Source organism: Aliivibrio kagoshimensis (genome assembly GCF_050337105.1).
Classification (GTDB): Bacteria; Pseudomonadota; Gammaproteobacteria; order Enterobacterales; family Vibrionaceae; genus Aliivibrio_A; species Aliivibrio_A kagoshimensis.
The window spans coordinates 1-25,412 of record NZ_JAKJSQ010000038.1; the positions used below are offsets into that span (position 1 = coordinate 1).

The 25,412-nt window shown below is 42.8% G+C and carries 23 protein-coding genes; 8 read left to right on the forward strand and 15 right to left on the reverse strand.

The features are described from left to right. Positions 1–120: 120 nt before the first annotated feature. From L4C32_RS12910 to L4C32_RS12930, 5 genes are all read right to left on the reverse strand, one after another. Positions 121–1,416, reverse strand: coding sequence for a rhodanese-like domain-containing protein (locus L4C32_RS12910; RefSeq protein WP_428197291.1), 1,296 nt, complete (start codon positions 1,414–1,416; stop codon positions 121–123). Between the two features lie 61 nt (positions 1,417–1,477). Then, on the reverse strand, positions 1,478–1,804 hold the full coding sequence (locus L4C32_RS12915; protein WP_428197292.1) for a hypothetical protein: 327 nt from the start codon (positions 1,802–1,804) through the stop codon (positions 1,478–1,480). A gap of 29 nt (positions 1,805–1,833) precedes the next feature. Further along, a complete protein-coding gene (locus L4C32_RS12920) occupies positions 1,834–2,436 on the reverse strand; it encodes a cytochrome b/b6 domain-containing protein (protein ID WP_428197293.1) in 603 nt (200 codons plus the stop codon). Positions 2,437–2,451: 15 nt separating this feature from the next. After that, positions 2,452–4,068, reverse strand: a complete 1,617-nt coding sequence (locus L4C32_RS12925; protein WP_428197294.1) for a tetrathionate reductase family octaheme c-type cytochrome — start codon at positions 4,066–4,068, stop codon at positions 2,452–2,454. 390 nt (positions 4,069–4,458) lie between these two features. Then, complete coding sequence (locus L4C32_RS12930; RefSeq protein ID WP_428197295.1) at positions 4,459–4,686, reverse strand: hypothetical protein; 228 nt, start codon at positions 4,684–4,686, stop codon at positions 4,459–4,461. An 87-nt stretch (positions 4,687–4,773) separates the two neighbouring features. Here L4C32_RS12930 and L4C32_RS12935 point away from each other — a divergent pair, with 87 nt between their 5' ends. Then, complete coding sequence (locus L4C32_RS12935) at positions 4,774–5,031, forward strand: hypothetical protein (protein ID WP_428197296.1); 258 nt, start codon at positions 4,774–4,776, stop codon at positions 5,029–5,031. 270 nt (positions 5,032–5,301) lie between these two features. On the opposite strand, the gene L4C32_RS12940 is transcribed toward L4C32_RS12935, so the two are convergent. From L4C32_RS12940 to L4C32_RS12960, 5 genes are all read right to left on the reverse strand, one after another. Continuing rightward, positions 5,302–6,801, reverse strand: a complete 1,500-nt coding sequence (locus L4C32_RS12940; RefSeq protein WP_428197297.1) for a glutathione synthase — start codon at positions 6,799–6,801, stop codon at positions 5,302–5,304. Between the two features lie 93 nt (positions 6,802–6,894). After that, entirely contained in the window at positions 6,895–8,067 is a 1,173-nt protein-coding gene (locus L4C32_RS12945; RefSeq protein ID WP_428197298.1) for a MalY/PatB family protein, read from the reverse strand. A gap of 238 nt (positions 8,068–8,305) precedes the next feature. Then, positions 8,306–8,860 carry an RNA polymerase sigma factor SigZ gene (gene sigZ / locus L4C32_RS12950; protein WP_428197299.1) on the reverse strand — a complete coding sequence of 185 codons (555 nt, stop codon included), beginning with the start codon at positions 8,858–8,860 and terminating at the stop codon, positions 8,306–8,308. Positions 8,861–9,051: 191 nt separating this feature from the next. Beyond that, positions 9,052–9,573, reverse strand: a complete 522-nt coding sequence (locus L4C32_RS12955; RefSeq protein ID WP_428197300.1) for an EamA family transporter — start codon at positions 9,571–9,573, stop codon at positions 9,052–9,054. Between the two features lie 407 nt (positions 9,574–9,980). Continuing rightward, positions 9,981–10,853, reverse strand: coding sequence for a helix-turn-helix domain-containing protein (locus L4C32_RS12960; protein WP_428197328.1), 873 nt, complete (start codon positions 10,851–10,853; stop codon positions 9,981–9,983). A gap of 166 nt (positions 10,854–11,019) precedes the next feature. Here L4C32_RS12960 and L4C32_RS12965 point away from each other — a divergent pair, with 166 nt between their 5' ends. Further along, a complete protein-coding gene (locus L4C32_RS12965; protein ID WP_428197301.1) occupies positions 11,020–11,199 on the forward strand; it encodes a hypothetical protein in 180 nt (59 codons plus the stop codon). A 78-nt stretch (positions 11,200–11,277) separates the two neighbouring features. Here L4C32_RS12965 and L4C32_RS12970 read toward each other — a convergent pair whose 3' ends face one another. Together L4C32_RS12970 and L4C32_RS12975 are read right to left on the reverse strand one after the other, a co-directional pair. Further along, positions 11,278–12,465, reverse strand: a complete 1,188-nt coding sequence (locus L4C32_RS12970) for an acetate/propionate family kinase (RefSeq protein ID WP_428197302.1) — start codon at positions 12,463–12,465, stop codon at positions 11,278–11,280. Positions 12,466–12,723: 258 nt separating this feature from the next. Next, entirely contained in the window at positions 12,724–14,604 is a 1,881-nt protein-coding gene (locus L4C32_RS12975; RefSeq protein ID WP_428197303.1) for a DEAD/DEAH box helicase, read from the reverse strand. Positions 14,605–14,916: 312 nt separating this feature from the next. Between L4C32_RS12975 and L4C32_RS12980 the strand changes: the two genes are divergently transcribed. Then, on the forward strand, positions 14,917–16,917 hold the full coding sequence (locus L4C32_RS12980; RefSeq protein WP_428197304.1) for an exoribonuclease II: 2,001 nt from the start codon (positions 14,917–14,919) through the stop codon (positions 16,915–16,917). 192 nt (positions 16,918–17,109) lie between these two features. Further along, complete coding sequence (locus tag L4C32_RS12985) at positions 17,110–17,325, forward strand: hypothetical protein (protein WP_428197305.1); 216 nt, start codon at positions 17,110–17,112, stop codon at positions 17,323–17,325. A 42-nt stretch (positions 17,326–17,367) separates the two neighbouring features. Here the strand turns inward: L4C32_RS12985 and L4C32_RS12990 are convergent, their stop codons facing one another. Continuing rightward, positions 17,368–18,375, reverse strand: a complete 1,008-nt coding sequence (locus L4C32_RS12990; RefSeq protein WP_428197306.1) for a sensor domain-containing diguanylate cyclase — start codon at positions 18,373–18,375, stop codon at positions 17,368–17,370. Between the two features lie 572 nt (positions 18,376–18,947). On the opposite strand from L4C32_RS12990, the gene L4C32_RS12995 reads away from it, so the two are divergent. Then, on the forward strand, positions 18,948–20,381 hold the full coding sequence (locus tag L4C32_RS12995) for a sodium-dependent transporter (RefSeq protein ID WP_428197307.1): 1,434 nt from the start codon (positions 18,948–18,950) through the stop codon (positions 20,379–20,381). 76 nt (positions 20,382–20,457) lie between these two features. Here the strand turns inward: L4C32_RS12995 and L4C32_RS13000 are convergent, their stop codons facing one another. Both L4C32_RS13000 and L4C32_RS13005 read right to left on the reverse strand, forming a co-directional pair. Then, entirely contained in the window at positions 20,458–21,153 is a 696-nt protein-coding gene (locus L4C32_RS13000) for a pseudouridine synthase (protein ID WP_428197308.1), read from the reverse strand. Between the two features lie 2 nt (positions 21,154–21,155). Then, complete coding sequence (locus L4C32_RS13005; protein ID WP_428197309.1) at positions 21,156–21,671, reverse strand: GNAT family N-acetyltransferase; 516 nt, start codon at positions 21,669–21,671, stop codon at positions 21,156–21,158. Positions 21,672–22,095: 424 nt separating this feature from the next. On the opposite strand from L4C32_RS13005, the gene pdhA reads away from it, so the two are divergent. Genes pdhA through L4C32_RS13020 form a run of 3 tightly spaced genes read left to right on the forward strand, consistent with a single transcriptional unit; the run spans position 22,096 to position 25,320 of the window. Next, complete coding sequence (pdhA, locus tag L4C32_RS13010) at positions 22,096–23,190, forward strand: pyruvate dehydrogenase (acetyl-transferring) E1 component subunit alpha (protein WP_428197310.1); 1,095 nt, start codon at positions 22,096–22,098, stop codon at positions 23,188–23,190. Continuing rightward, positions 23,183–24,166 (forward strand): alpha-ketoacid dehydrogenase subunit beta, encoded by a 984-nt coding sequence (locus L4C32_RS13015; protein ID WP_428197311.1) that lies wholly within the window; start codon positions 23,183–23,185, stop codon positions 24,164–24,166. The genes pdhA and L4C32_RS13015 overlap by 8 nt, the downstream gene beginning before the upstream one ends. After that, positions 24,163–25,320, forward strand: coding sequence for a dihydrolipoamide acetyltransferase family protein (locus L4C32_RS13020; RefSeq protein ID WP_428197312.1), 1,158 nt, complete (start codon positions 24,163–24,165; stop codon positions 25,318–25,320). Before L4C32_RS13015 ends, L4C32_RS13020 begins: the two co-directional genes overlap by 4 nt. Positions 25,321–25,412: the final 92 nt, after the last annotated feature.

Consider the following 25,412-nt stretch of genomic DNA (forward strand, 5'->3'; position numbering starts at 1 on the left):
ATTTATACTATTTATACTATTTATACTATTTATACTATTTATACTATTTCATTCTCTATTGCACGCAACAAAGCCTGCTGAAGAATAAACACAGCAGACTTTTGATAGAGAAGCTTAAGCTTATATCAGCTCTATTCCGTTCTCTTTAGCCACCTCTTTAAACGAGTCATTAAGAAACGTTATGTTGGTATAACCGCGCTTGGTCAGTAGCGTATAACCCAGTGATGCCCTCGCACCAGCGGCGCAGTGTAAAATGACCGAGCTATTTTTAGGTATTTTCGCTAGGTTTTGTTCCAAAACGGCTAAAGGAATGTTGATTGAACCTTTAAGGTGTCCATCTGCCACTTCATCCGCATTACGTACATCAATAATCGTCGCTCCCCCCTGCTTTACCGCCTTTACAAACACCGCTTCCTCTATCGCCCCTTTCACCAACTTTTTCTCATAAACAAGCTGAGTGCTTATACTACCCAACTCAATAGGAAGTTTATTGATCACCCACTTTTCCATTCCACCAGCAAGGATGGTCACGTTCTTAAACTTCCAGAACGTCAGGATTTCATAAGCCTCAATCGCCTCATCAGTGGCTTCGTCGTCAGCCACTATGATGATCGGCGCCTTTTTATCACGAAGGTCAAATATCGTACGCTTAGCAACTGGCTTTTTCTCCTCGTTCCAGCGCTCATGCATATCCGCTAACTCAGATGCGGGCATATGAACCGCCCCTGTAATAAAGCTGGATGGTTGATGACGCACATCCAAAATAATGTGGTGAATATCTAAATTTTTCTTCACCCAGTCGGCATTGATGTGAGCTGGGTACACCTCGCCTTTCCAGGCAGGAAATCCTTCTACATAGGCTTTCGCATTGGTATAGCCATTTTGCTTAGCTATTTTAAGAGCAGCAGGGCTTAGCGGGCACGTGACACCTCCACAATAAAAGACTAATAGTGCCTCTTTATCTTTAGGTAACCATCCGAGATTATCAGCCAGTTTGTTTGATGGGGTCGCTTTGGCGGTAGGAATGTGTCCTGCGTTGTAGATACCTATTGGGCGGGCATCTCCCACAAATACAGGCTCTCCCTCTTCGAGTAAATCGGCCAGTGTTTCGGTGTCAATTAATTGGTCTGCTGGCAACTTAACCAGCACTCTTTTAAGCTGACTGGCATAGCCTTTATCGTCGACTTCCGCTTTAAACTTAGTATTAATGGTGAAGTCTTTAAATGATTCCGCATCAACTAATACGGTATTGTTATCATATTTAATGACATCGACTTTTTTGGTTTTCGGGTTCACATACTGGATAACTTTTGACATGTGGATGGCTGACTGAACCTTACCGACGATCTCTTTCGCTCCGACGCTAAAAGGCAGCGTCAATACTAAAGGGACAATGACTGCTATTTTCTTAAACATAGGGACTCTCCAATATCGCTATCATCGTCTCTCCATTGATGAGTAGCGTTAAGTAATAAAGCTAATCACAAGCTGCCAACTCACCGCTGTCAGCTGCATATTTAACGGCAAAATCTTTCACATCCGGAGCAATGGCCTGAAATTCTTTACTGGCCAAAAACACAGCAGATTCAGGGTGTTTCTTACTGAATGTTTTAATAAACCGTTTAGCATCTTTTTTGAAGTAGCGCTTCCATTCCACCTTCAAGTGTTGCGAAGCAAAATCCTGACCGTTGTAGCCAAATAACGGTTTAAGATGGTCTAAATACGCTTGTTGACCTTTTGCCGCGTCTGCATTGACTGCAAAAGAGAGCAGCGAAATCATCAATGCCAATATCACTTTTTTCATAACCTTCACCTCAGTGTTAATCTAACAATCTATTTCTCTTTCACTTCTTCTTTTCCTGTTACCATCGCTTTCATATGGCTAGAGAGCTTTTCTCCTAATGTGATCAAGTAAAGATGTGATACTAAGAAAGCAATGACGGTATAAGCGCAAAATGTGTGAATTCCAGCAACAACACCGATATGTTCCATCACACCGGCAGCGTGTAATTCAGGATAGAAAAAGAACAACAACCCTGTGATTATTTGCACCGGTATAATAATAAACACCACGGCGATGTAAGCGATTCGCTGCAAGGGGTTAAACTTGTTTTTAGGGCTCATATGATGCGGATGTGGTTCACCGACAAACACACCATGTAAGTAGAATCTAAGTATTGCGTCCATCCCTTTTGTATCAGGCATGTACTGTTTCCAGTCCCCTGTGGTAAATATCCAAGTGAAGATCAAAATGACCAATGTGATCCATGCAAAGCCTCCTATGTGATGAAACAGGGAGCTCTTCTCAAAACCGAATAGATTGATTACACCGTGAGTCTCTAAGCCTGTAGCAATAAGCATGAGTACTAACAATGCTTGTGCCCAGTGCCAAAAGCGCTCAAATCGTTTAAAAATAACCACTGTTTTTCTCATCATATTGTCCCGTATTGCTTACTTATGGTCAGGGCGTCTACGACGACGCGTAATGACTCTTAGCACGCCATGAACAGAGACTGCAGCCACAGCACCAAAGATCATAATGATGCCTAACAACTCAACAAATGCGTATCGATCACGCCCAACAAGATAGAAATCGTTAAGCCCTTTCAATCGGCTCTCTTTGTTGTGACAAGCTCCACATGCAACCGCCTGATCAGCTGGCGCCACCATGTGTTTAATTGGCCAGTATCCATTGGTTTCAATGAAATCAAACTGACCACTGAACTCAACGTTATTCAATTTTGCTCCCGCCGCCAGCGCCTTCTCCCAATCAAGTTCGGTCCATAACGCCCCCGTTCCTTTGCGGCCATAGAGTTTTATGGGCAACATACGATTGAGTTCGCTATCATAAGGTTGTTTTCCTTTATGTATTTTGAACGGCCAGATCCGTGCATCCGGATCACTGTACCGTCCTGTAGGTGGGTTAATATCGATGGGCGCTTTACTTGGGTCAAACTCATCTTGGAAGGTCATTTGACCCAACTCACCCTTGTACCAACGATACTCAGGCACCACATCTTTTCCCCAAACGAAGGTCCCTTTTTTACTGGTATAAGCGATGTTTTCCACACCATCAAACATCTGATTGATGACAAACGGTTTGCCCTCTTTAGTCTGTGTGGCAGTGGACCAATCCCAAGAGAGCTTTGTTAGATAAGGACCACGCGCCATCTCTGGAATATGACAAGCTGTACAGGCCACTTTTGCGGTGTGATTATCGATATCTCTATCGTCGTGTGGTTCCGCGCTATGACAAGACTCACAGGAGACATTGTTGCCTTCTCGATCTTTACGACCCATATTCAAATCGTGATCAATAAAGGCTTTACGATCCACATAACGGCCGGAAATTTTATGTTCATTCACGGAGTGACAATCTTGGCAGGAGAAATTGAGTTTTTCAGGGCTCATATGAACATCCAACTCAAATTCAGGATTAACGAGAGACATATCAGTGTCGCCGTGTTTAACCCCATTACCACCCCCACCATTCGCATGGCACGCGAGGCAATTGTCTCGCTCTGGGACACCAACATGTTGGGCAACATAGGCAAGGTCCACGGCTTTTTGTACGACCGTTCCATTCACTATTTTATCTTCGTAATACGGATGTCCAGACGACGCGGAATTCTTTTTATAGGTCCCTGTTGTGTCATGGCAAACAAGACAATCTACATTCTCTTCTTCGTCTAAATCAAAGTCTTCATTACGCCAACCGTAACCTGCATGACACTGGGTACAACTTTCATTTCCGCGTGCAGAGACACAATAGTTGTTAAAGCCGTTCTGGGATTTTCCCACCAGGATGTCGTCAACCTTTTTCGCCCAGCTCCAGTGGAAAGTCGAGTGAACCTGTTTCGCCGCTTCAGTATGGCATTCCAGACAAGCCAAGGTCACATCAGGTGCATAGTCAAACTCATCATCCAGCACATCAAAATTTGCATGAACAGCCGTGCCAGCAACGTCCTTAGCTATACGTGTATTTTCTAGGGCAGTCCCTTCACCAGCAGATATAACACTGCTCCAGCTAAAAAGGATCCCTATAACCAACGCTATTATCTTTTTCATTATCAGTAATCGCCTTTACGGATAAAATCCTATCGTCAACAGTTATTCGCTTAACGGGCAGACATCAGTACAACATCATTAACTAATATATGTTTCTCTAATATAGACAAGATAACCACAATATTACTGTGGCTATCTTAAATTAAGCTGAAAACTTCAGGCGGGATCACACTAATAAAGCCGATTTTCTTAGCGTTCACTTTGATATGAATCATTGTTATTTTAAATTAGTCTATTAATCAAATATTTAATTTACTAAAGTAACACTTAAGGATTAGGGTATTTCGATGATTTTGAAGAGGGGTCGAGCTGTTTTAATTATTATACCGATATATCTCACGTTACTTAGTATCTCGCTCTTTATCTGGATCTTCAGTAGTTAGAGTCGATTCAAGCTGCTTGAGATAATGAGGCGTTACCGCGATCTCCTTTGCACCAATAACAACATGATTTAGATACCAAGAGTAAGGCTTTAATGACGGCTCGATCTAAATGGACTTTTTCTTTTTCGTCAATCTCAAGAATCGCCCCAATCATCTTGTCATCACTGCATTTGGTGTTTATTACATCACATTTTCCAGAGCTATCATCGCGCGCTTTTAACCTGACTAGTGACATGTTCGACCCATAAGCAAAATACTTAATACTACCTCCTCACTGTTCACTCTAAATCCACACACAATAAGCTTCACCGAGTTTACGATTATGTATAAGTTGCATACATCGAATGGTGGAGTATTGAGCCGTATCGCCTTCGCTGATTCTATTGGTGTTACTGTATCAGGATTGACTCGGTTGTTGGCCCCAATGATGATGAATTCGAAAAAACGTATCGAAAAACGGAATATTGAAAGAAATCCTACCGTTTATCCGTTTGAGGTCACTGAGAAGATGTTCAGTTTCAGAGAAACACGATTCGAAGTTCAAGACGAAAAAGAACTTAAACATGGCTTCACAGTCTAGCTTACATACGTCAGATGAGAGAAGATTTATTCATCGCTAGCAACTCCCGCCAATATCTACTGAGTACTATGTCGTCGTATTGCAACTGATACCAGAACGATTCACTACACTCTAAATAATAAAGTTTGAAGATACTGCTTTAAGTCAGTTTTGAACAGATGCTTGTTACGACAGCCAAATACTGAGAGATATCGGATAGCCTCTGTCATTTCAAAGTATGAAAATGGGGTACAAGTCATTGCTACTCGGCCATCTACGACCATATGATAATTAATTGATCAACACTAATGAATCCAAGATCCCTTGACCACTATGAATCCCACCTTCATTTTCGCTTGCTGGTTTACTGCGAATTAGATAACCTGCATATCCATTTTGATGCGTCACAGGTTGACCTTGATAGTGAACTGTGAATAATCCAATTTCACTGACAAGATCATTGACCAACGTCTGCTTTCCATCACGAATCGAAACGGTTGGGGTATCACGCTCATGCGGGTATAAACGCTGCATCAGTGCCCATGCATCATATTCTTCTGGTTTTAATTTGGCTAATGCCTCACTGATCTGGTTTTCAAACACACAATGCCCGCCCCCTTCCCCTTGATTTTTGAGCACCCAATGGCTTTTGTCTGCAACCGTATTAAACCACTTGATAGCCTCTAAAGAGATGGGTTTCATTTCGGCTAATACACTCTTAACCAACCGAGCTTCCTCTATGGTTAACCCCCAACGAACATAATCTTTAGCCGGCATCATAGTGAGCAACATCTGCATCGCTTTACTTGTCGCAAGCTGCTGACTGATCGTCGCATTCATTGCCACGTAGTGTTTTTCGATAAACAGGCGGGTTTGACTGAGCGTGTGACAGCAAATGTCTTCATTAAGATCTGGCGAAAAGTAATCAGAATACTGATAGCCCGCTCGCAGATAAACCGAATCAATTGCACCAAAACCGTCAAGGATAAGACGATGTTTTTCGCCACTTGAAAGCTGCGTATTTAACTGCTCAAATGTACGTCTTACGGTTCGCACATTAAGATGTTGTAACGCCACTTCTAGAAGGTGCTGATCGTAGACGTTACCTTCGTCTTTTTGCACTATCATCAGGAACGTCGGTTGTTGCTCATTCGTGCCAACCTTTAAATCGGCGAAATGTGCTTTCACTTTGTTTGCAGCCGTGGCGATACCTAAAGCAAGTTGCTCCATACCTTTATTTTCAGCAGGCATGGCAGTGTCATCTTCGAGCCAATGGCGATATTCATGATTCCATTGTTTTTTCATAAAGCAGTGCAGTTCCGTTGTACGTTGACCAAAGGGTCCCATACCCGCCGCAATTCCATTAAATTCAATCACCTTTGCGCCGTGCTCACGGTCATCCATAAAATCAGTACGCATCAAGAGTAACGGTTGTCGTGCTGGTTCGTAGCGATGAGCAGTATCTCCGTGAGCCTGTTGATGTAGCGCCATCAAACGGCCAAAGAAGGGATCTGCCTTTGCCATATCATTAAGTGATTGTTGTAAAAAATCGTGATCTTCTGATACGTTGCTAACCAATTGAGCAACCAGTGGAGTCACTGATTTCAATTGCTGATATACCGAACGTTCCATTGTCATGGGTGCAATACTGAACGGAACATGCCTTGCTGTACTATCGGCCTGACGAAACGCGACACCATTCATGAACTGCCATTCAACAACACTCTCGATAATGTGTTGAGATACCAATTTATTCTTACTGTTGCCATCTTCAATAACCTCGTTTTCCATTGACTTTAATCCTAACTATTATCTCTTGTGCGCCCTTAACATTACTAGGCCAAAAGCTAACGACTCCCCTTTTGGCCAGAAGATCATTTTAAATCACAGCGCCTTGATTTCGCTTAATAATCGATGAAGTGATGCTTCAATCTGATTCAGCGGCAACGCGAAGTTCATTCTGTAGAAATTCTGGTTTGGTTCTCCAAACCAAGTGCCAGGAGTTAGCGCCATTTTAGCTTTTGCCACAAGCAGATCTTTTAGTTGATCAGGCTCTAAGTCTAGGCCGGAGAAATTTAACCAGATTTGGTTTGTTCCTTCTGGCTTAAAAACTCTAATCTGAGGAATATGGGTTGTTAGAAAGTTCGTTATCCAATTCATGCTTGTTTGCGTATAATCCAGAAATTCGTTAAACCACGCTTCTCCGTGCTGATAAGCCGCGATTGTCGCGTAGGTTGTCAGAGCATTGCCGTGATCTAAAGAGAGCGACGCTGTCATCGCTTTCACTTTCGAGTGCAGTTTTGAATTATCGCTGTAGATGTAGCCATTTGAGATGCTGCTGAGTCCGAAATTTTTAGCCGGAGAGCCAATAATCGAAATACTGTTCTCGTAACCTAGTGAAATGATACTGGTAAATTCTGACCCTTTAAAAACAATATCGGCATGAATCTCGTCACTGATAATCATAGTTTGGTATTTTTTTGCGATCGCAACCAACTTATCCAGCTCACCCTTTTTCCACACTCTTCCAACCGGGTTGTGGGGGTTACATAGCAGCACAATCTTAATGTTCGAATTCTGTAGTTTTTCTTCAAAATCATCAAAATCAATCTCATAGTGTTCGTCGACCAATTTTAAAGTGTTGTCTACCGCGACTCTGCCTGCAGACTCTATCAGACGACGAAATTGGTGATACACTGGCGTCTGAATAAGCACTCCCTCTCCATCCGCAGAGAATTCTCGGATCAACAACGCAATGGCACTCAATACACCCGGTACTTGCACAAAGTGTTGAGGATTAAGATTTAAGCCATGACGGCTGTGATTCCACTGAGAAATAGCAGAAAAAACCGATTCAGAATCAAATTCATATGAGTACGTTTCACGCGTCACCAGGCGTTGTAATTCTTGTGTAATAGCAGGGGCAATCGGAAAGTCCATGTCAGCGACCCAGTACGGCACGACATCATCACTGCCCCACATCTGATTGAGCATCTTGCTGTCTGTTTTAATAAAATTATTGGCGATGTCTTTATTTTTTGGTTCAACGTTGAACATTGATTCTCTCCGAGTAGTATTCGTTGGTTACTATGATAAGACGCAGGGAGCCAAGAAAAGATGCAAAATCAGCTCTATTTTTTACATTAGTCTCTACAGATGGGTGATAATCGGAGGAAAAAATGGGACCAAGGGTCACTCGGCGACGCAACTACGCCATAGTGTAAAGCACGGAGTTACACAAAAACGTATTTACAAAGTCATGATAACTGTTACCGGTTCAAATCCATGAAGGCATTCATTTACCGCTGTTGTTTTTAGCAAAGTCTGCACATTTAGCATTCGGGTAAAAATCAACGATCCCTTCACCACCGGCTTCTATGTTACAACAATCTGTTAGAACCTCTTTAAGCTTTACTCGGCCACGCAGAATCCGACTTTTTGTTGCGGACAATGATAAGCCTAACTGATCCGCGACTATCTGTTGAGGTAGCTCATCAAGTTCGGAAAGAATCATTACTTGGCGATATTTTTCTGGTAAGCAATCAAACATAGGGCGTAAACATTGTGCCATTGATTGTAGATTGACGATTTCAGAAGAGGTTGCTTCTTCAACTTGGTCGTCAATTAACGGTTCATGATTTTGCTGTGAGCGATAAAAGTCCATAATCGTGTTATGAGTAATACGGTATAGCCAATTCTGAAGTTTATCTTTTGTTTCTAATTGTCCAATCTTTTGGCTGGCCTTGATGTAGACATCCTGCAAAATGTCATCTGCAACATCGAGATCACCCGTCTGTTTTATAATGTAACGTCTCAATTGATCTTTATGTGTTAACCACTCGGATAGCATTAGTCCCTCTCAAATTATCGATGTTCTCTAAAGTCTAATCATATTAAACTTCGATGCCGACTTAAAGTTTAAGAAACCCTTGTTCTGATTACAATCACTACCTTCGTGGATAATTGCTAATAAACAATTCTAGATAGGAAGGCCTCAAATCCATAGGGTTTATTCGTGGGATGAAGACCCAATGCTGAAGATTAACCCCTAACAGATTTACCATGAACCCATAATCGCCCATCTATGGCAGACAGGACAATAGCAATCATCAACATACCTACAAAATGAATTGTTCCCAAGGATTCATTTAGAAACAGCCTACCGAGTAAAATAGCCGAGACAGGAACCAAGAGCGTCACCAATAAAACGTTAGTCGCACCTGCTAACTCGAGTATTTTGAAATAGAGAACATAGGCAATCGCGGTCGAAATAATAGCAAGACCTGCAAAAGCATAAGATAAAGCAGCAGCAATAATGGCCAATTGAGCAAGCAATCTGCCATTGCCACTTAAAGCGTGCAGTCCAACCATCAATACAACGCCAATAAGACCTACTGCTCCCCCTATTAGTTTTAATGGCGTCGGACGTTCGTCAGTAAGAAATAATCCTGCCACCACCACGGTAAAGATAGGTGTTGCGGCGTTAAGAATAGATGCCAATCCAGAGGCGATTTGAGTTTGACCCCATACAATCAGCACAAATGGAATCACGTTATTTAGCAACCCCATTCCTAGAAAATATCCCTTATGCTTAATTTATTAGGTAGACGAAGCCCAACCATGAGCGCTATAGCCCATAACGTCATAGTAGCGCCCCCTACTCTAAGAGTAACAATGGTCAACGGAGGTAGCTCTACTACAGCTACACCGACGAAAAAAAACGACTCTCCCCACAACACGGAAATAAAATGAGCATCGCCCATACTCGTGGGTTCATTGAAGTGTTAATAGAAGATGTCATGATGATTCCCACTCTCTTTTAATTGAATTTAACCCATAGTAGTTACGTGTCGAAATGAAAAAAGCAATAACGATAAAGGATAATTCTTTGACGGGACGTTTTTCTATGGAGCCATTACAACGGGAGTTTTGACCCTGCAAACGCTGCGAGCCTGTTAAAAAATATCGGCTCATAGTTTAGCTTTTTGACGTATTTGAGATCGATACTTGCTAGGTGTAATTCGCTTATATTGTTTAAATTGACGGTTAAAATTCGCTTGATTCTCGTAACCCACTTTTTCAAGCACAATCTGAATGGGTAAGTCGGTACTCATCAATAACTCACAGGCGATATTGAGTCGAATCTTCTTTAAATGTTGACTAAAGCTTTCATTAAAATGTTTGCGAAACAACCGGCGTACACTGGTTTCACTTGTATACAAATGCTTGGACACGTCATTGAGAGTGATCGGATAAGCATAATTTTTTAGTAAATACGTCTCCGCAGCTTCTAATCGCTCATCCTTCACAATGTCATCATCTTTATCGATATAATTTGTCAGATTCGTTAGGCGAACAAAATGTTTGTCATCCAATAATAATGCAAAGAAAGAAATTAATGAGGCGATTTGATTTGCTGGTGACTGTTTGCATACACCCTCCAACAATTGTGTGGCTTGCTCTGCCGTTTGAGGTGAAAACTGCAATCCTCTTCCGCCATTAAACAATAAATTCTTAAGTGGGTTTAACTCATGGCAAACTGAAATCAGTTGTTCAATCCAATCTTTCCTAAACCAAACAATATGAGTTTCACACATCTGAGGTTGATCACTTGGGGTTGAGTAAACGGCATGGGGAACTCCGGGCCCAATCATGACCATATGGTTGTGCGTAATATCCGATTCATGGTGACCAATAAAAATACTGCCTTCAAAATGGCGATGAATAACCACCTCATATTCAGCATGACGATGCCACGCATAACTTTTTGTCTCTTCCAATAGTTTCTGATAGCGCCAGGATGTGCCAACTCTTTGTGGCACTCGCTCTAGATACCCTTTTATAATCTACTGCCTTTATCTGCCGTGAGCGTTATGTATTGAATGATATAGGAATGGGTGAATTAAGAATTGAATTTGGTCAAATAGTACTGATAGTCGGACAGTTTGTACTTTAAGGAGTACTGACATTAAATACAATGAAGTTGACCAATTTACAGAGAATTTAATTATGCGTTTATGCAAATCGATTCAAAGTTTGATCTTAGATACTCGTAAACAATGGATCTCAACCATTGTGAATGAATATCGAATTGAAGAGAAAGACTTGTGGAAGTACTATGGATATGACTCAAAAAGAGCCTTTTACGAAGACCTGATGAGTGATAGTGAAGCAGAGACTCCCACTTAAAGATATGTGGTGAGATCATATAAAACCAAAAAGCGAGCCGTTTAGGCTCGCTTTATAGAATACTAAATTTTATACGCTTTACAGAAGTTCAACCGACTGCTGCGCAATAACAAACTCTTCATTAGTTGGAATGACCATCGCAACGGGTGTGCCCTCTTCAGTGATGATGCCCTGGGCGCCAAATCGTGCGTCGGCGTTAGCGGCTTCATTCTCTTTATAGCCGAAGATTTTTAGGTACTTCAGAATCTCTTTACGAATTGGAAGTGCATTCTCACCAATACCACCTGTGAAGATGATGCCATCGAGTGAATCAAGCGTTACCATGTAAGAAGCGATGTATTTAGCTACACGATAGGTGAACACTTCAAAAGCAAGTGTAGCGCCCTTGTGACCCTCTTCCATCGCTTCTAAGATGCCACGTGCGTCACTAGTTAGTCCAGAAACACCTAAGAAGCCAGAGTTCTTATTCAGCTCTGAGAAGATATCTTCTTGAGTCCAACCTTTCTTCATCATGAACTCAATAACACCTGGGTCAATATCGCCACAACGTGTGCCCATCATCAAGCCTGCAAGCGGTGTAAAGCCCATGCTGGTATCAACACTCTGCCCATCTTTAATCGCACACACAGATGCCCCATTACCTAAGTGCACAGAGATAAAGCTACTCTGATCGATTGGTTTGTTGATTAATTTTGCGGCTTCACGACTAACAAAATAATGGCTAGTTCCATGGAAGCCGTAACGACGGATACCATGCTTTTTATATAAATCATTTGAGATGGTACAAGTAAAGGCTTTTGATGGCATAGTTTGATGGAAGGCAGTATCAAAAACAGCAAACTGTGGAAGTGTTGGAAAAGCCTCAATAGCAGCTTCAATTCCTTTTGCACCTGCAGGGTTATGTAGAGGCGCTAAATCAGAAAGCTTGGTAATTTCTGCTAAGATGTCATCGTTAATTTGAACCGTTTTAGTGAACTTCTCACCACCATGAACAATACGGTGACCCACTGCTGTTACTTGGTCAGCGAGTCCATACTCGTTGATGATACCCACTAAACGTTTAATCGCTAGTTTATGATGGTCTCCTTCACCAGTGATGGATACATCATACTTAGTTCCAGCAAACTTCCAACTCATGGTTGGGTCACTCATACCAAAACACTCGCCTAAACCACTAAGTACGGCTTCTCCTGATTGTGAATCGATAACTGCAAATTTTAATGATGAACTACCAGAGTTGATTACTAGAACGAACGCATTAGCCATGTTATATCTCTATGTTGAGGTCTTAAGAAGCTGAGTGCTTATCAGCAAATATCCATATGCCTCTATTATTCAATTTTTTTTTAATTTATCAACTTTTGTTATTAGATATCTCTCATATCCTTACTTTTTGCTGTTCTAGATCAACTAATATTCAGATTACTAAATCTGTTTATTTTGTTCATAGCATAAAAAAACCGAGCCAGTTAAACGGCTCGGTTTCAATAATTTGACAGCGGATCAGGCCTCAATCAATAAGGATTAACCTTCTGAACGAGGTCCACGGTTTGCTCCGCCGGTGCTGCTACCACGATGGCTGTTACCGCCACGGTTACGATCAAAACGACGCTCGCCATCACGACGTGGACGACCACCTTCACCATTTTCACGGTTACCACGGTATCCACCACGGCCGCCGTCACGGTTGCCACCACGTGGACCACCACGGTTTTCACGGCTAAGATCTACACCTTCAACCACAACAGCTTTAGTTTCGTTTTGACGAATGCGAAGCGCTTTTAGCTGCTTAGCAACTTCTGCTGACATTTTCTTTGGAAGCTGTACGTAAGTGTGACCAGGTGCCAATTTAATTGCACCAATTGCGCCTTTGGTAAAGCCAAGTTCGTTTGCTAGTGCACCAACGATATCTTTAACTTGAACACCTTGCTCACGACCCACTGCCAACTGATACGTATCAAAATCTGCATCGTTGTAAGTACGACGTTCGCCACGCTCAGCACCACGGTCATTACGACCACCACGATCATCGCGACGATTGCTACGACGGTTTTTCTCACGCTCGATAGCCGCAACCATTGGATCAGGACCTTGATAGAATAAAGGACGCTTACCTTGTTGACGCTTAAGAAGCATCGCAGCAATTGTTGTTGCATCAACACCTAAAGTCTCTTGCAGTTTTGCAATAAGATCTGAGAATGCGGTTAGGTTGTCGTTCTCTTTGTCTGCTTCAAGCTCAGTTGCCAGTGCATTAACACGACACTCGGCTACTTTATCTCTTGCTGGAAGTTGAATCTCTTCCATTGACGATTTAGTAACACGCTCAATAGTGTGCAGCATGCGAATCTGGTTGGTACGAACTAGAAGTATAGCTTTACCTTGACGCCCAGCACGACCAGTACGGCCGATACGGTGGATGTATGACTCTACATCAAACGGGATGTCATAGTTGAATACGTGTGTTATACGCGCGATATCTAGACCACGAGCAACAACGTCTGTCGCGACGAGTACGTCAGTCACGCCACGTTTGATGTTTTCAACAGTACGCTCACGTTGTGACTGTGGAATGTCACCGTGAAGAGCTGCAGCATTGAAGCCACGTGCATTTAGCCAATCAGCTAGACGCTCTGTATCTTGACGAGTACGAACGAATACGATTGATGCGTCAGTCTCTTCGGTTTCAAGTAGACGGCTCATTGCTTCGTCTTTCTCTACGCCTTTCACTACCCAGAAGTTTTGCTCAACTTTTGATACAGTGCGGTTTTCACCAGCAACGTCAACACGAGCAGGATCTCTTAGGAAGCGGTTAACGATCGTTTTCACCATTGGTGGCATAGTCGCAGAGAAAAGCACACGTTGTGCAGTTTCTGGCGCTTGCTCAAGGATCCAAGTTACGTCATCAACAAAGCCCATTTTTAGCATTTCATCAGCTTCATCAAGAACAAACGTCTTAACTTCACCAAGGTGCAAACGGTCACGGTTGATTAAATCTTTAACACGGCCAGGAGTACCAACAACAATGTGAGTACCATTTTTAAGCGCGCGCATTTGATCAACGATTGAAGCACCACCGTAAATCTCTAATACTTTAAGGCCACGAATGTTCTGACCTAGTGTTTTAATTTCTGCAGCTACCTGAATCGCAAGCTCACGAGTTGGCGCCATAACAATAGCCTGTGGCTTATGCTGTGCTAAATCGATTTTGTTTAGAATTGGTAGTGAAAAAGCAGCAGTTTTACCCGTACCCGTTTGTGCTTTACCTAATGCGTCTTTGCCTTTAAGAAGTTCAGGGATTGAAGCAGCCTGGATAGGAGTAGGAGCAGTAAAGCCCATAGTGTCTAACGCAGACAATAATGTTTCGTTCAGGTCTAACTGACGAAATTCTGTAACAGATTCTGACATTGGGATTCCAATAATAATCTAACTAATAGAAGTCCCATCACTCAGCATTTCTCTGAAACAGCAAGTAAGCGGTCGGGACACGTTTTAAGAGGCGCGAATTCTGCCTTATTCTGAGCAAAAATGCCAGATAATTTTGAACATCATCACAAATTTGTCTCAATATTCACCTTTTAGAGCATTTATTGACCTAAACAGCTTTAATTTATCCTCGTTATGCTGTTACTCCTTCCACTCTTTTTTCTTTAACTAAGCTAGCAATCGTCATGCGTGCTGATTATAGTGTGTGAGTTATTCACCTTAAGAACTGAGATCATGTTTCAAGACAACCCACTACTTGCTCAATTAAAGCAACAAATTAAAGAGAACATTCCTAAAAAAGAGGGAAAAGTAAAAGCAACTGACCGTGGCTTTGGCTTTCTGGAATGTGATGATAAAACCAGTTATTTTATCCCACCACCATTTATGAAGAGTGTGATGCATGGCGACCGCATCAGTGCACTACTACGTACTAATAATGAGAAAGAGTCTGTTGAACCAGACACACTCATTGAACAAGCGGTGGCTCGTTTTATCGCCCGTATCAAATACAATAAAAAACGTCTGATGGTGATGCCTGATCATCCGCAATTAACGGTTGCATTACCCGCTAAGACAAAGAAAGGGGTGAACCCTGAACGTCTTAATGAGGGAGACTGGGTTGTTGCTCAGCTTGTTCAACATCCTCTTAATGAGGGGGAGAGTCAGTTTCTTGCTCAAATCACGGAAAAAATCACCGACGCTGATGACAAAATTGCGCCTTGGTGGGTAACTTTGGCGCAAAATGATCTGCCCAACTCTGAGCCTGAAGGGATCGCGCAGTGGGCTATTCAAGACGACCCTGAACTGAATCGTGTTGACATGACTCACCTCCCTTTTGTAACGATCGACGGTGCTTCCACCAAAGATATGGATGATGCGCTGTATATTCACAAAGAAGCCAATGGTGATTTTACTCTATCCATTGCCATCGCCGATCCTACTGCTTATATCTCACCGAACGACCCTATGGATGTAGTGGCTCGTGAGCGCGGATATACCATTTATCTGCCTGGTCGTAACATTCCAATGTTACCGCGTGAGTTAAGTGATGATCTCTGCTCACTCATCGATGGAGAAAAAAGACCCGCTATCTGTTGTACAGTGACAGTGAATGCTCAAGGTGTTATCCAAGATGACATTACCTTTGTAGCTGCGTGGATCCGCTCTCAGGCCCGATTAGCATATGATAATGTCTCAGACTACCTAGAAAACGGTTCGTGTGAATATTGGCAGCCAACGGAGACCATCGCTCAACAAGTTAACCAACTGCATGAATTTGCTCAAGCCAGGGCGGCTTGGCGTCAAGAGAACGCTGTAGTGTTCCCTGATCGCCCAGATTACCGATTCGAATTAAGCGAAGATAACGACGTTATAGCCATTCATGCCGACATGCGACGTAGTGCTAACCGTCTGGTTGAAGAAGCCATGGTTACCGCTAACATCTGTGCAGGTACTGTGCTTAAAAAGAGTTTCAATACTGGCGTATTTAATACCCACGCTGGTTTTAAACCTGAAAAAATCGATACAGTACTGGAGCTTGTAAATGAAACGACTCCAACGCCTTTTGATAAAGAGTCTATAGCGACTTTAGAGGGTTTCAGTGCGTTGCGTCGTTGGTTAACCGCCTCTAGTAATGTCTATATCGACAACCGCATTAGAAAAATGCAGGCATACAGTGAAGTGGGTAATCAACCTGAACCTCACTTTGCTATGGGTCTACCGGTATATGCCACATGGACATCACCTATCCGTAAATATGGCGACATGATTAACCATCGCTTACTTAAAGCCCACATCTTAAATAAAGATCCTATTCAGCTTCCTGATGATGTTGTTGGTAATGAGATGGCGCTTCACCGTAAGCATCACCGTATGGCTGAACGTTCCGTTACCGATTGGTTATATGTACGCACCCTAGCGGATGATGTAACCAAAGGCACCACGTTTACTGGTGAAATCTTTGATATTAACCGCGCAGGAATGCGAGTACGTCTGCTGGAGAATGGGGCGTCGGCTTTTATTCCTGGTTCCCTGATTGTTGCTAATAAAAAACGCCTAGAGTGCAGTGCAGATCTTGGCACCATCTCAATCGACTCGAACATCGAGTATAAGTTGGGTGACCAGTTTGAGTTAATCATCGCAGAGATAAAAGCGGAAACTCGTAGCTTGGTAGCAAAGCCGTGCAGAGCGTTCCCTGAACCAGTAGCGCCGGCTGAACCGCCAGAAGAGACATAACAGTAACAAAACAAGCCACCCTAGCAGGTGGCTTTTTTATGCTAATAGTAAATCTGTGCATAATCTTTTCGCCAAGACGGGCTGCAAAGTGACCCCTATCTAACTATGACGATCATTATCTATCCCTTACTCTTTTTAGGAGTAGTGTGGAGACACAAACATCCGTTTGCATTCTAATTGTAAGAGGTGATTATGAGTCTGTTTTATGTTGATAAAAAAGAACAAGATAATGGCGATCATGAAATTCACACCGCAAATTGTACTCACAGCCCAGGGATAAAAAACTGTGAACCACTTGGTTACCACACCGCCTGCAGTACTGCCCTGAGTGCTGCTAAAGAGATATTCCCTCAATCAAATGGTTGCTACTACTGCTCTTATTCAAGTTACACGTCAGAAGAGAAATAAAAGCCATTCATGACGATCCAGTGGTTCGCCTCTAGGGGCGGCCTATCGAGTAATTTTACTCTGTTTAATGCGGTACATATCTTTGTCCGCATAAGCGATCAAATCACTGAACTCACCAAGTTCACTCAATGCACAGCACCCCATCCCCACACTAGATGAAAAAATATATCCATTGATGTTCAGTTCTTCATTTAATCTATGACTCAATTTGATATGGAAATCTTCAGCTTGATCTTTAGAAGAAAAACAACAAAAAGCCACAAACTCATCACCACCATAACGTCCAATCTTCGCACTGCCTGCCATTGTCTCCCTTAATATATTCGCAACTTTAATTAAGGTGTCATCCCCTATTTGATGTCCATGAGTATCATTAATATATTTAAACTTATCAACATCGATAAAAAAGCACGCCAAAACGTTATCTGAAGCGGCTGAGTTATTGACTAGCGATGATACTTTAGTCAACAGAGCTCTGCGGTTATAGCAGTGGGTTAATGAATCACGATTAGCATGAAATTTCAGCTGATCCTCTTGCTCATATTTCTCTAAAGCAACAGAGTAAAGAGAAGCAAGTAAACCGGCTATTTCAAGTTCAAAAGGGAGCGGTGTTGATGGCTTATCACTATAAATGGCAAAAGTGCCTAGGACATGTTCATCTGATGAAATAATCGGCACAGACCAGCACGCACGGAGGTTCGCTTTTTGTGTTAAAGGTAAAAAAGGAGCCCAATTAGGGTGCTTATTAATATCATCAACAATCACTGGTCTTTTTAAAAAAGCAGCAGCACCGCAAGAGCCAACATGTTCACCGATCCCGACGCCTTCAATAGCCTGATTATAAAATTCAGGGAGGTTAGGTGCAAACTCTAGGTGCAAGGTCTGATTGTGAGGATTTAACAGTAAAATAGAGGCTTTTCTTTCACCAAAAAGTCGTTCAGTTAAACTCACAATTTTTCTATTTAGTGTGGGGCGATCCATGCCAAGAGCAAGTTTACGTAATAACACGTTTATTGAGCGATGCCCATCAAGTAAAAATTTATTTTCCATGCGAGCTACTTTTATTAATGATGCATGATTTTAACATTAACAAGCATAGTCTGTGCTCGCCACTTTAGAGGTATTTTTATCCTTTTCAGTATAAATGACGAATCTATGTCTCTCGATTAACGTGAGTAAATTCAAATCGCATCTCTTTTTGATACTTTTCACATTACGTAACGAATTATTTACCATTCACTACTAATATTCTATAAAACACCCAATATTCATTGTTTTACTCTATAAATCACCGAGTTTACCTCTAGTAAGTCAAACCTAATCAGCAACATAAAGCACACTATAAAGAACATTTTTCTTTACACTATAAAAACAATGCATTAGCTACTTAGTCAGCTATTAGCTCGCTCAATGATTAAAAAAGCAGCAATTGACCACGCTGATAGCACAAAAACCAGATTTTTCCTCTTTTAGGGCTTTAATCTATAACCACAAACTGTTTTAATTGTCACTAACGCGGCGTGATTAATTACTTTTATAAATGTACACCAAAGTGTACAAATTTATTTACACCCACTTTCTGACGCCGACTGAAAGTTAAACTACACATATATGGAGATACCGTGGATAAATCGACTACAGCCCCAAAACCTCGTGATACGTGGGGCTCGAAACTTGGATTCGTAATGGCCGCAGCTGGATCAGCTGTTGGTTTAGGTAACATTTGGAAATTTCCTTACACAGCAGGTGAAAGTGGCGGCGGCGCGTTTGTTGCGATCTACTTGTTGTTTGTTATTACTATCGGTTTTAGTGTCATGCTTACTGAGTTTGCAGTAGGCCGTAAAACAGGTCTTTCTGCTGTAGGTGCATTTAAATCAACTGACCGTCGCTGGAGCTTCATTGGTGTTATCGGCGTAATGAGTGGTCTGTTGATCATGGGCTTCTACCCGGTTGTGGGTGGTTGGTCTATTGCTTACATCTATAAGATTGCGACTGGCCTATTAAGCACACCTGATGCTATTGGCGATAGTTTTGGTAACTTTATCTCTAACCCTGTAGAACCATTAATGTGGATGGGGCTATACCTTCTATTGAATATCTTCATTGTTATTAAAGGTATCTCTGGCGGTATTGAGAAAGCGGGCAAAGTATTAATGCCTTTGCTGTTCGTTATTCTTGTTGTGGTTGCAGTGAAAGGTTTAAGCCTTCCAGGTGCAAGCGCGGGTCTTGAGTTCCTATTCAAACCTGACTTCTCTAAAGTAGACAGCAGCACCATTTTAGCGGCTCTTGGTCAAGCGTTTTTCTCACTAAGCTTAGGTATGGGTTGTATGATCACATACGGTAGCTATCTGAAGAAGAAAGAGAACCTTGTTCAAACAACAGCCATGGTTACAGCACTTGATACGGGTGTTGCTATCCTAGCTGGTGTGGCGATGTTCCCTGCAATGTTTGCATTTGGTATGGCTCCTGCTGCTGGCCCTGGTTTAGTGTTTGTGGTGGTTCCTCAACTGTTCGCTGAAATGGGTGGTATTGTTGGTCTACTGTTCGCATTGATGTTCTTTGTTGCACTGAGTGTTGCAGCATTAACGTCATCAGTTTCACTGCTTGAAGTTGTGGTTTCTTACCTTATCGATGAGAAAGGCATGAAGCGTTCTACTGCCGTATTCTCAGCAAGTGCTGTAATGGCTTCACTTTGTGTGTTTGCTTCTCTATCACTTGGTGGCGTTGGTCCAACACTATTTGGTACTGGTGCATTTGATATCTTTGACTTGTTAACGGATAAAATCTTCCTCGCGGTTGGTGGTATGCTTCTATGTATCTTCGCTGGTTGGAGACTTAACCGTGCAGATCTTGAGAAAGAGATCACTAACGACGGTAAAGTGTCATTCCCTCTATTTGGTTTGTGGTACAACTTAGTTAAGTATGTAATCCCAGTTGCTATTGCTATCGTTGCTATCGCAGGTGTTAAAGCCGGCTTTGACAGTGGTAAAGGCGAAATCATGTTAGTGGGACTTGGTATTATTGCTCTTGCTGGACTCGCTTCTAAGAAACTGTAAGCGCGTTACCAAATAACACCGTATAAAAAAAGCGAGAAACTATTTGGTTTCTCGCTTTTTTTTATCACCAACGCGCTTACTCTTCCACATTAAACGATGCTATTTCTTCTTTCGATAAGTAGCGCCACTCACCACTTTTCACATCTAACCGTACGTCACCAATCTGCTCACGATGTAGCGTTTGGACACGATTACCGACAGCAGCAAACATTCGTTTAACTTGGTGAAATTTCCCTTCTGTGATCGTCAATAGCACTTCGGTTGGGCTTACCACATCAACAATAGCTGGCAAGGTCAATCGATCCTCTCCTTGCAGCTGTACTCCCTGTAAAAATGCAGCAGGAATAGCATCACAAAGGGGGCGAGTTAACCCAACGCGGTACACTTTTTTACACTGTTTAGTCGGTATCGTAATATTGTAAGACCAGCGTCCATCATCAGTGATCAATACTAAGCCTGTCGTATCTGCATCAAGACGTCCCGCAATGTGCAGTTCAGTTTTGTTTTCTATGTCAATATGATTGAACAGTGATGGGTAACGCTCATCAATGTTTGAACAGATGGTATCAACCGGTTTGTGCATTAAAAGATAACGAAAAGCTCGTGCAATCAATGGCGTTTCATTAAGCCATATCTGGTTGTTCTCATGTACTTGAGTTGCTTCATTAATGATTGGACGACCATTTACACTCACAGCCCCCGCATGAATAACCTTAAGAGCTTCACTTTTGGTTAACGCTGTACTTTTGCACACAAACTTATCAAGTCGCATAATCAGCAGTAAATCCAATATCGAGCTAGTGGGTTGGGAAACACCTTACCCATCACAATATCTTCCAGCTCTCCATCAGATGCTTCGATGATTTTACGTGAGGCAATATTATCCTCATCAGCTGTCACTAACACGCGAAATAACCCTAGCGCTTTCGCCTTTGCAAGTGCCAATTTCAACATTGTTTTACCATGGCCTAAACGACGAAATGATGGCGCAATATCATAGCCAATGTGACCCGCTTCTAGTGATAAAAACTCACTATCAATATTATGTCGAACACGAATTGCACCCACAATCGACTTATCGCTATTCACTAACCAATAGTGGCTACAAGGGACATACCCCTCTTTTAAGTTCACCCCTCTCTCTTCATCCGTTAAACGTTGAACGTAATGCGAAAAATTGGTTTTACCATCCAGGTAGTACTCCCCATTCTCTGGATCATTATGGATATAATCATCACAAAATGATGAGAATTCAGCTTCGAAGAATAACGACGGGGCAATTAACTGCATCTGAGTGCTCCTTTAACGTTTTGAATAATCACATTATCATACAGTTGATTGATTTCGGTAGTGGTTTGCTTCTTTAACCTACACAATAATCTGGCGAATTTCTCTGCACACTTAGTGAATGTTTTCAATATTGAGCCAATACCGTTTTAAAATGCCCTATTATCGTCTGTTCTAACTACCCATCTCCTCGTTTAATTGATAGCACTATCATAAATTCATGCAGAACTTAACATCTTAGTTACACTTAATGTATCGGGTTCTATCAAGATTAATCACTAAATAGCACTGCATTTACAGCAAAATGGCACGATGCTATGAGGAATTTAAGAACAGTGTTTCATAGCACTCTTTTTCTCAAATAATGAATATGTGTGATTAGCGATATTACCTTTGACGTTTAACGTAGCATCAAGAGGAGCTTGAGATGAATATTCAGGCATTACCCATGCATCGTTTTATCGACCACCATGGTGAACTCGTCGCTGAACTACCAGATTGGGCAGATTCACAGCGATTACTTGGTTTTTATTGTGACATGGTATTGACTCGCACTTATGACAACAAAGCGATAGCACTACAACGCACTGGAAAGCTTGGTACCTACCCGTCCCATTTAGGTGCTGAAGCCATCGGCATCGCTATTGGCCGTGCATTGCATACCCATGATGTCTTTATCCCCTATTACCGCGATATGCCTGCCATGTGGGCACGGGGCATTCCGATGGAAAAGAATTTACAATACTGGGGGGGCGATGAACGTGGCAGTGATTTTAGTGCCGATAATCATCAATCCCACTGCCGAGACTTGCCTTTCTGTGTCCCGATTGCAACCCAATGTACTCATGCCGTTGGTGTCGCTTCAGCACTGAAAATCTCTGGTCAACATCAAGCTGCCTTGGTGGTTTGTGGAGACGGTGCGACCTCTAAAGGTGACTTTCTCGAATCCATTAACTGCGCAGGAGCTTGGAATATTCCTCTAGTTTTTGTTGTCAACAATAACCAGTGGGCGATTTCGGTGCCACGTAGCCTGCAGTGCGGGGCTGAATTTTTAGCTGAAAAGGCCAAAGGGGCAGGTATCCCTGGCCTGACCGTAGACGGTAATGATGTGGTCGCAATGTTCGATGCTGTTCAAACGAGTGTTGACCGCGCCCGAAAAGGCAAAGGGGCTACACTTATTGAAGCAATCAGTTATCGGCTAAGTGATCACACAACCGCTGATGATGCCAGTCGCTACCGCAGTGATGATGAACTGCAACAAGCATGGCAATACGAACCTATTAACCGCTTAAAATCTTACCTTATCAAGCAGCAGCTTTGGAGTGTTCCACAAGATGAACTGCTGCATGAAGAGTGCAAAGAGGAGGTAGAGAAAGCCGTCACCCGTTATCTCGCACTCTCTGTTCAAGCCCCAGAAACCTCTTTTGATTACCTATATGAAACCTTACCAAGTGAACTGCAGCAACAGCGTGATGAGCTAATCAATAAAGCGATGCGCATGCAAGGGGGAAAGAATGGCTGAGATAACGTTACTTGAAGCAGTCAATCTTGCTCTGCACCACGAAATGAATATAGACCAAAGTGTTGTTGTATTAGGCGAAGATGTCGGTGATAACGGAGGGGTTTTTCGTGCCACAGTCGGCCTTAAAGAGAAGTTTGGCCTAAAGCGAGTGATCGACTCTCCTCTGGCAGAAGCACTCATCGGTGGGGTGAGTGTCGGTATGGCCTCGCAAGGATTACGTCCTGTGGCTGAATTCCAGTTTCAAGGCTTTGTCTTCCCCGCGATGGAACATCTGATGTGCCATGCTGCTCGAATGCGTAATCGAACCCGTGGTCGTCTAACTTGCCCTGCGGTGTTTCGTGCTCCCTTTGGGGGCGGTATACATGCACCGGAACATCACTCTGAAAGTATCGAGTCACTGTTTGCTCATATTCCAGGTTTTAAAGTGGTGATCCCCTCCTCACCTCAACGCGCCTATGGCCTACTGCTTGCTTCCATTCGAAGTAATGATCCTGTGATGTTTTTTGAACCAAAACGCATCTACCGCACGGTTAAATCTGATGTCACAGACAACGGAGTCGCTCTACCACTTGATACCTGTTTTACCCTTCGAAAAGGGCGAGACCTTACCCTTGTCACCTGGGGCGCCAGTGTCGTTGAATCGCTGCAAGCCGCGGACACTCTCTCTTCACAAGGTATCGAGGTAGAAGTGATCGATCTCGCCTCTATCAAACCTATCGACATGGCAACCATACTTCACTCTTTAGAGAAAACGGGGCGACTTTTAGTCGTACATGAAGCCAGTAAGACCTGCGGCGTAGGGGCTGAAATTTTAGCAAGAACGGCAGAGCATGCCATGTGTTTGTTAAAGGCCCCACCCAAACGAGTGACTGGCATGGATACGATCATGCCTTACTATCGCAATGAAGAATTTTTCATGATTCAACCAGATGATATTGTAATTGCGGCACGTGGATTAGTGGAGGGCTGGAAATGAAATCATTTATGCTACCCGACTTAGGCGAAGGTTTGGCCGAATCAGAGATTGTAGAGTGGCACATTACAGTTGGTGACACGGTAACCGTAGATCAAATTGTCGTCACAATAGAAACGGCGAAAGCCATTGTTGAGGTGCCTGCACCTTACAGTGGAAAAATCATCAACCGGTATGGCAATGAAGGTGATGTCATTAATATTGGCTGTTTACTGCTCGAAATTGAAGAGGCTGAAACCGCAGATCAAACTGCTGATGCTGATCGCTCTGTTTTAGCAAATAAGGAAGACGCCGCTACCGTAGTGGGTAATGTGTCACAGCAGAGCCACCATGTCGATGTGGATGATTTCTGGATTGGAGGTGATAAAAATACCTCAGCCAAAAAACTCATTACCGCCATGCCTTCAGCCAGACGTTTAGCCCAACGATTAGGGGTGGATTTACAGGCATTCAAAGGCAGCGGACCTGATGGGTTAATTGTGGATGCCGATATCTACAATCAATGTGATCAACAACTTCCCGGAACTGAGGTATTAAAAGGGGCTCGTCGTACCATGGTCAATACGATGGCCCAGTCACACCATAATGTGGCTGCGGTGACCATTACTGAAGAGGCATTACTGGTGGATTGGCAAGAGAGTGAAGATATCTCTATTCGACTTATCCAAGCAGTGATTAACGCCTGTCAGCAAGAACCCGCCTTAAATGCGTGGTTTGATGCTGAGACCATGACTCGCTGTGTACATAGTACCGTGAATATAGGCATCGCCGTTGATAGCAGTCACGGGCTCTATGTTCCAGTATTACGCCATGCGGATGAATACAGCGCCAAAGGGGTTCGCCAGTGGTTGGATAAGACCGTACAAGGTATCCGTGCTCGTAAAATTGGTAGAGAGCAGCTTCAGCACGCCACTATTACCTTATCTAACTTTGGTGCTATCGCTGGTATTTATGCCACTCCGGTTGTTACCACACCACAAGTCGCTATTGTGGGTGCAGGTCGGATCATTGAAAAAGTGATCATTCAGGATCAGCAGGCGGTGACAGTGAAAGCGATGCCGCTATCCATGACCTTTGATCACCGTGCCTGTACGGGAGGAGAAGCCGCAAGATTCATTAAAGCCCTTGTTCTGCACCTACAACAAGCGACTACTTAAGCCTACGGTATGAACTCGTTAAGTAGCGCATAACTAAAGCGGCCTCTTATAAATGAAGGGCCACTTTTATATGGCTTTACGTTATTGTTTGT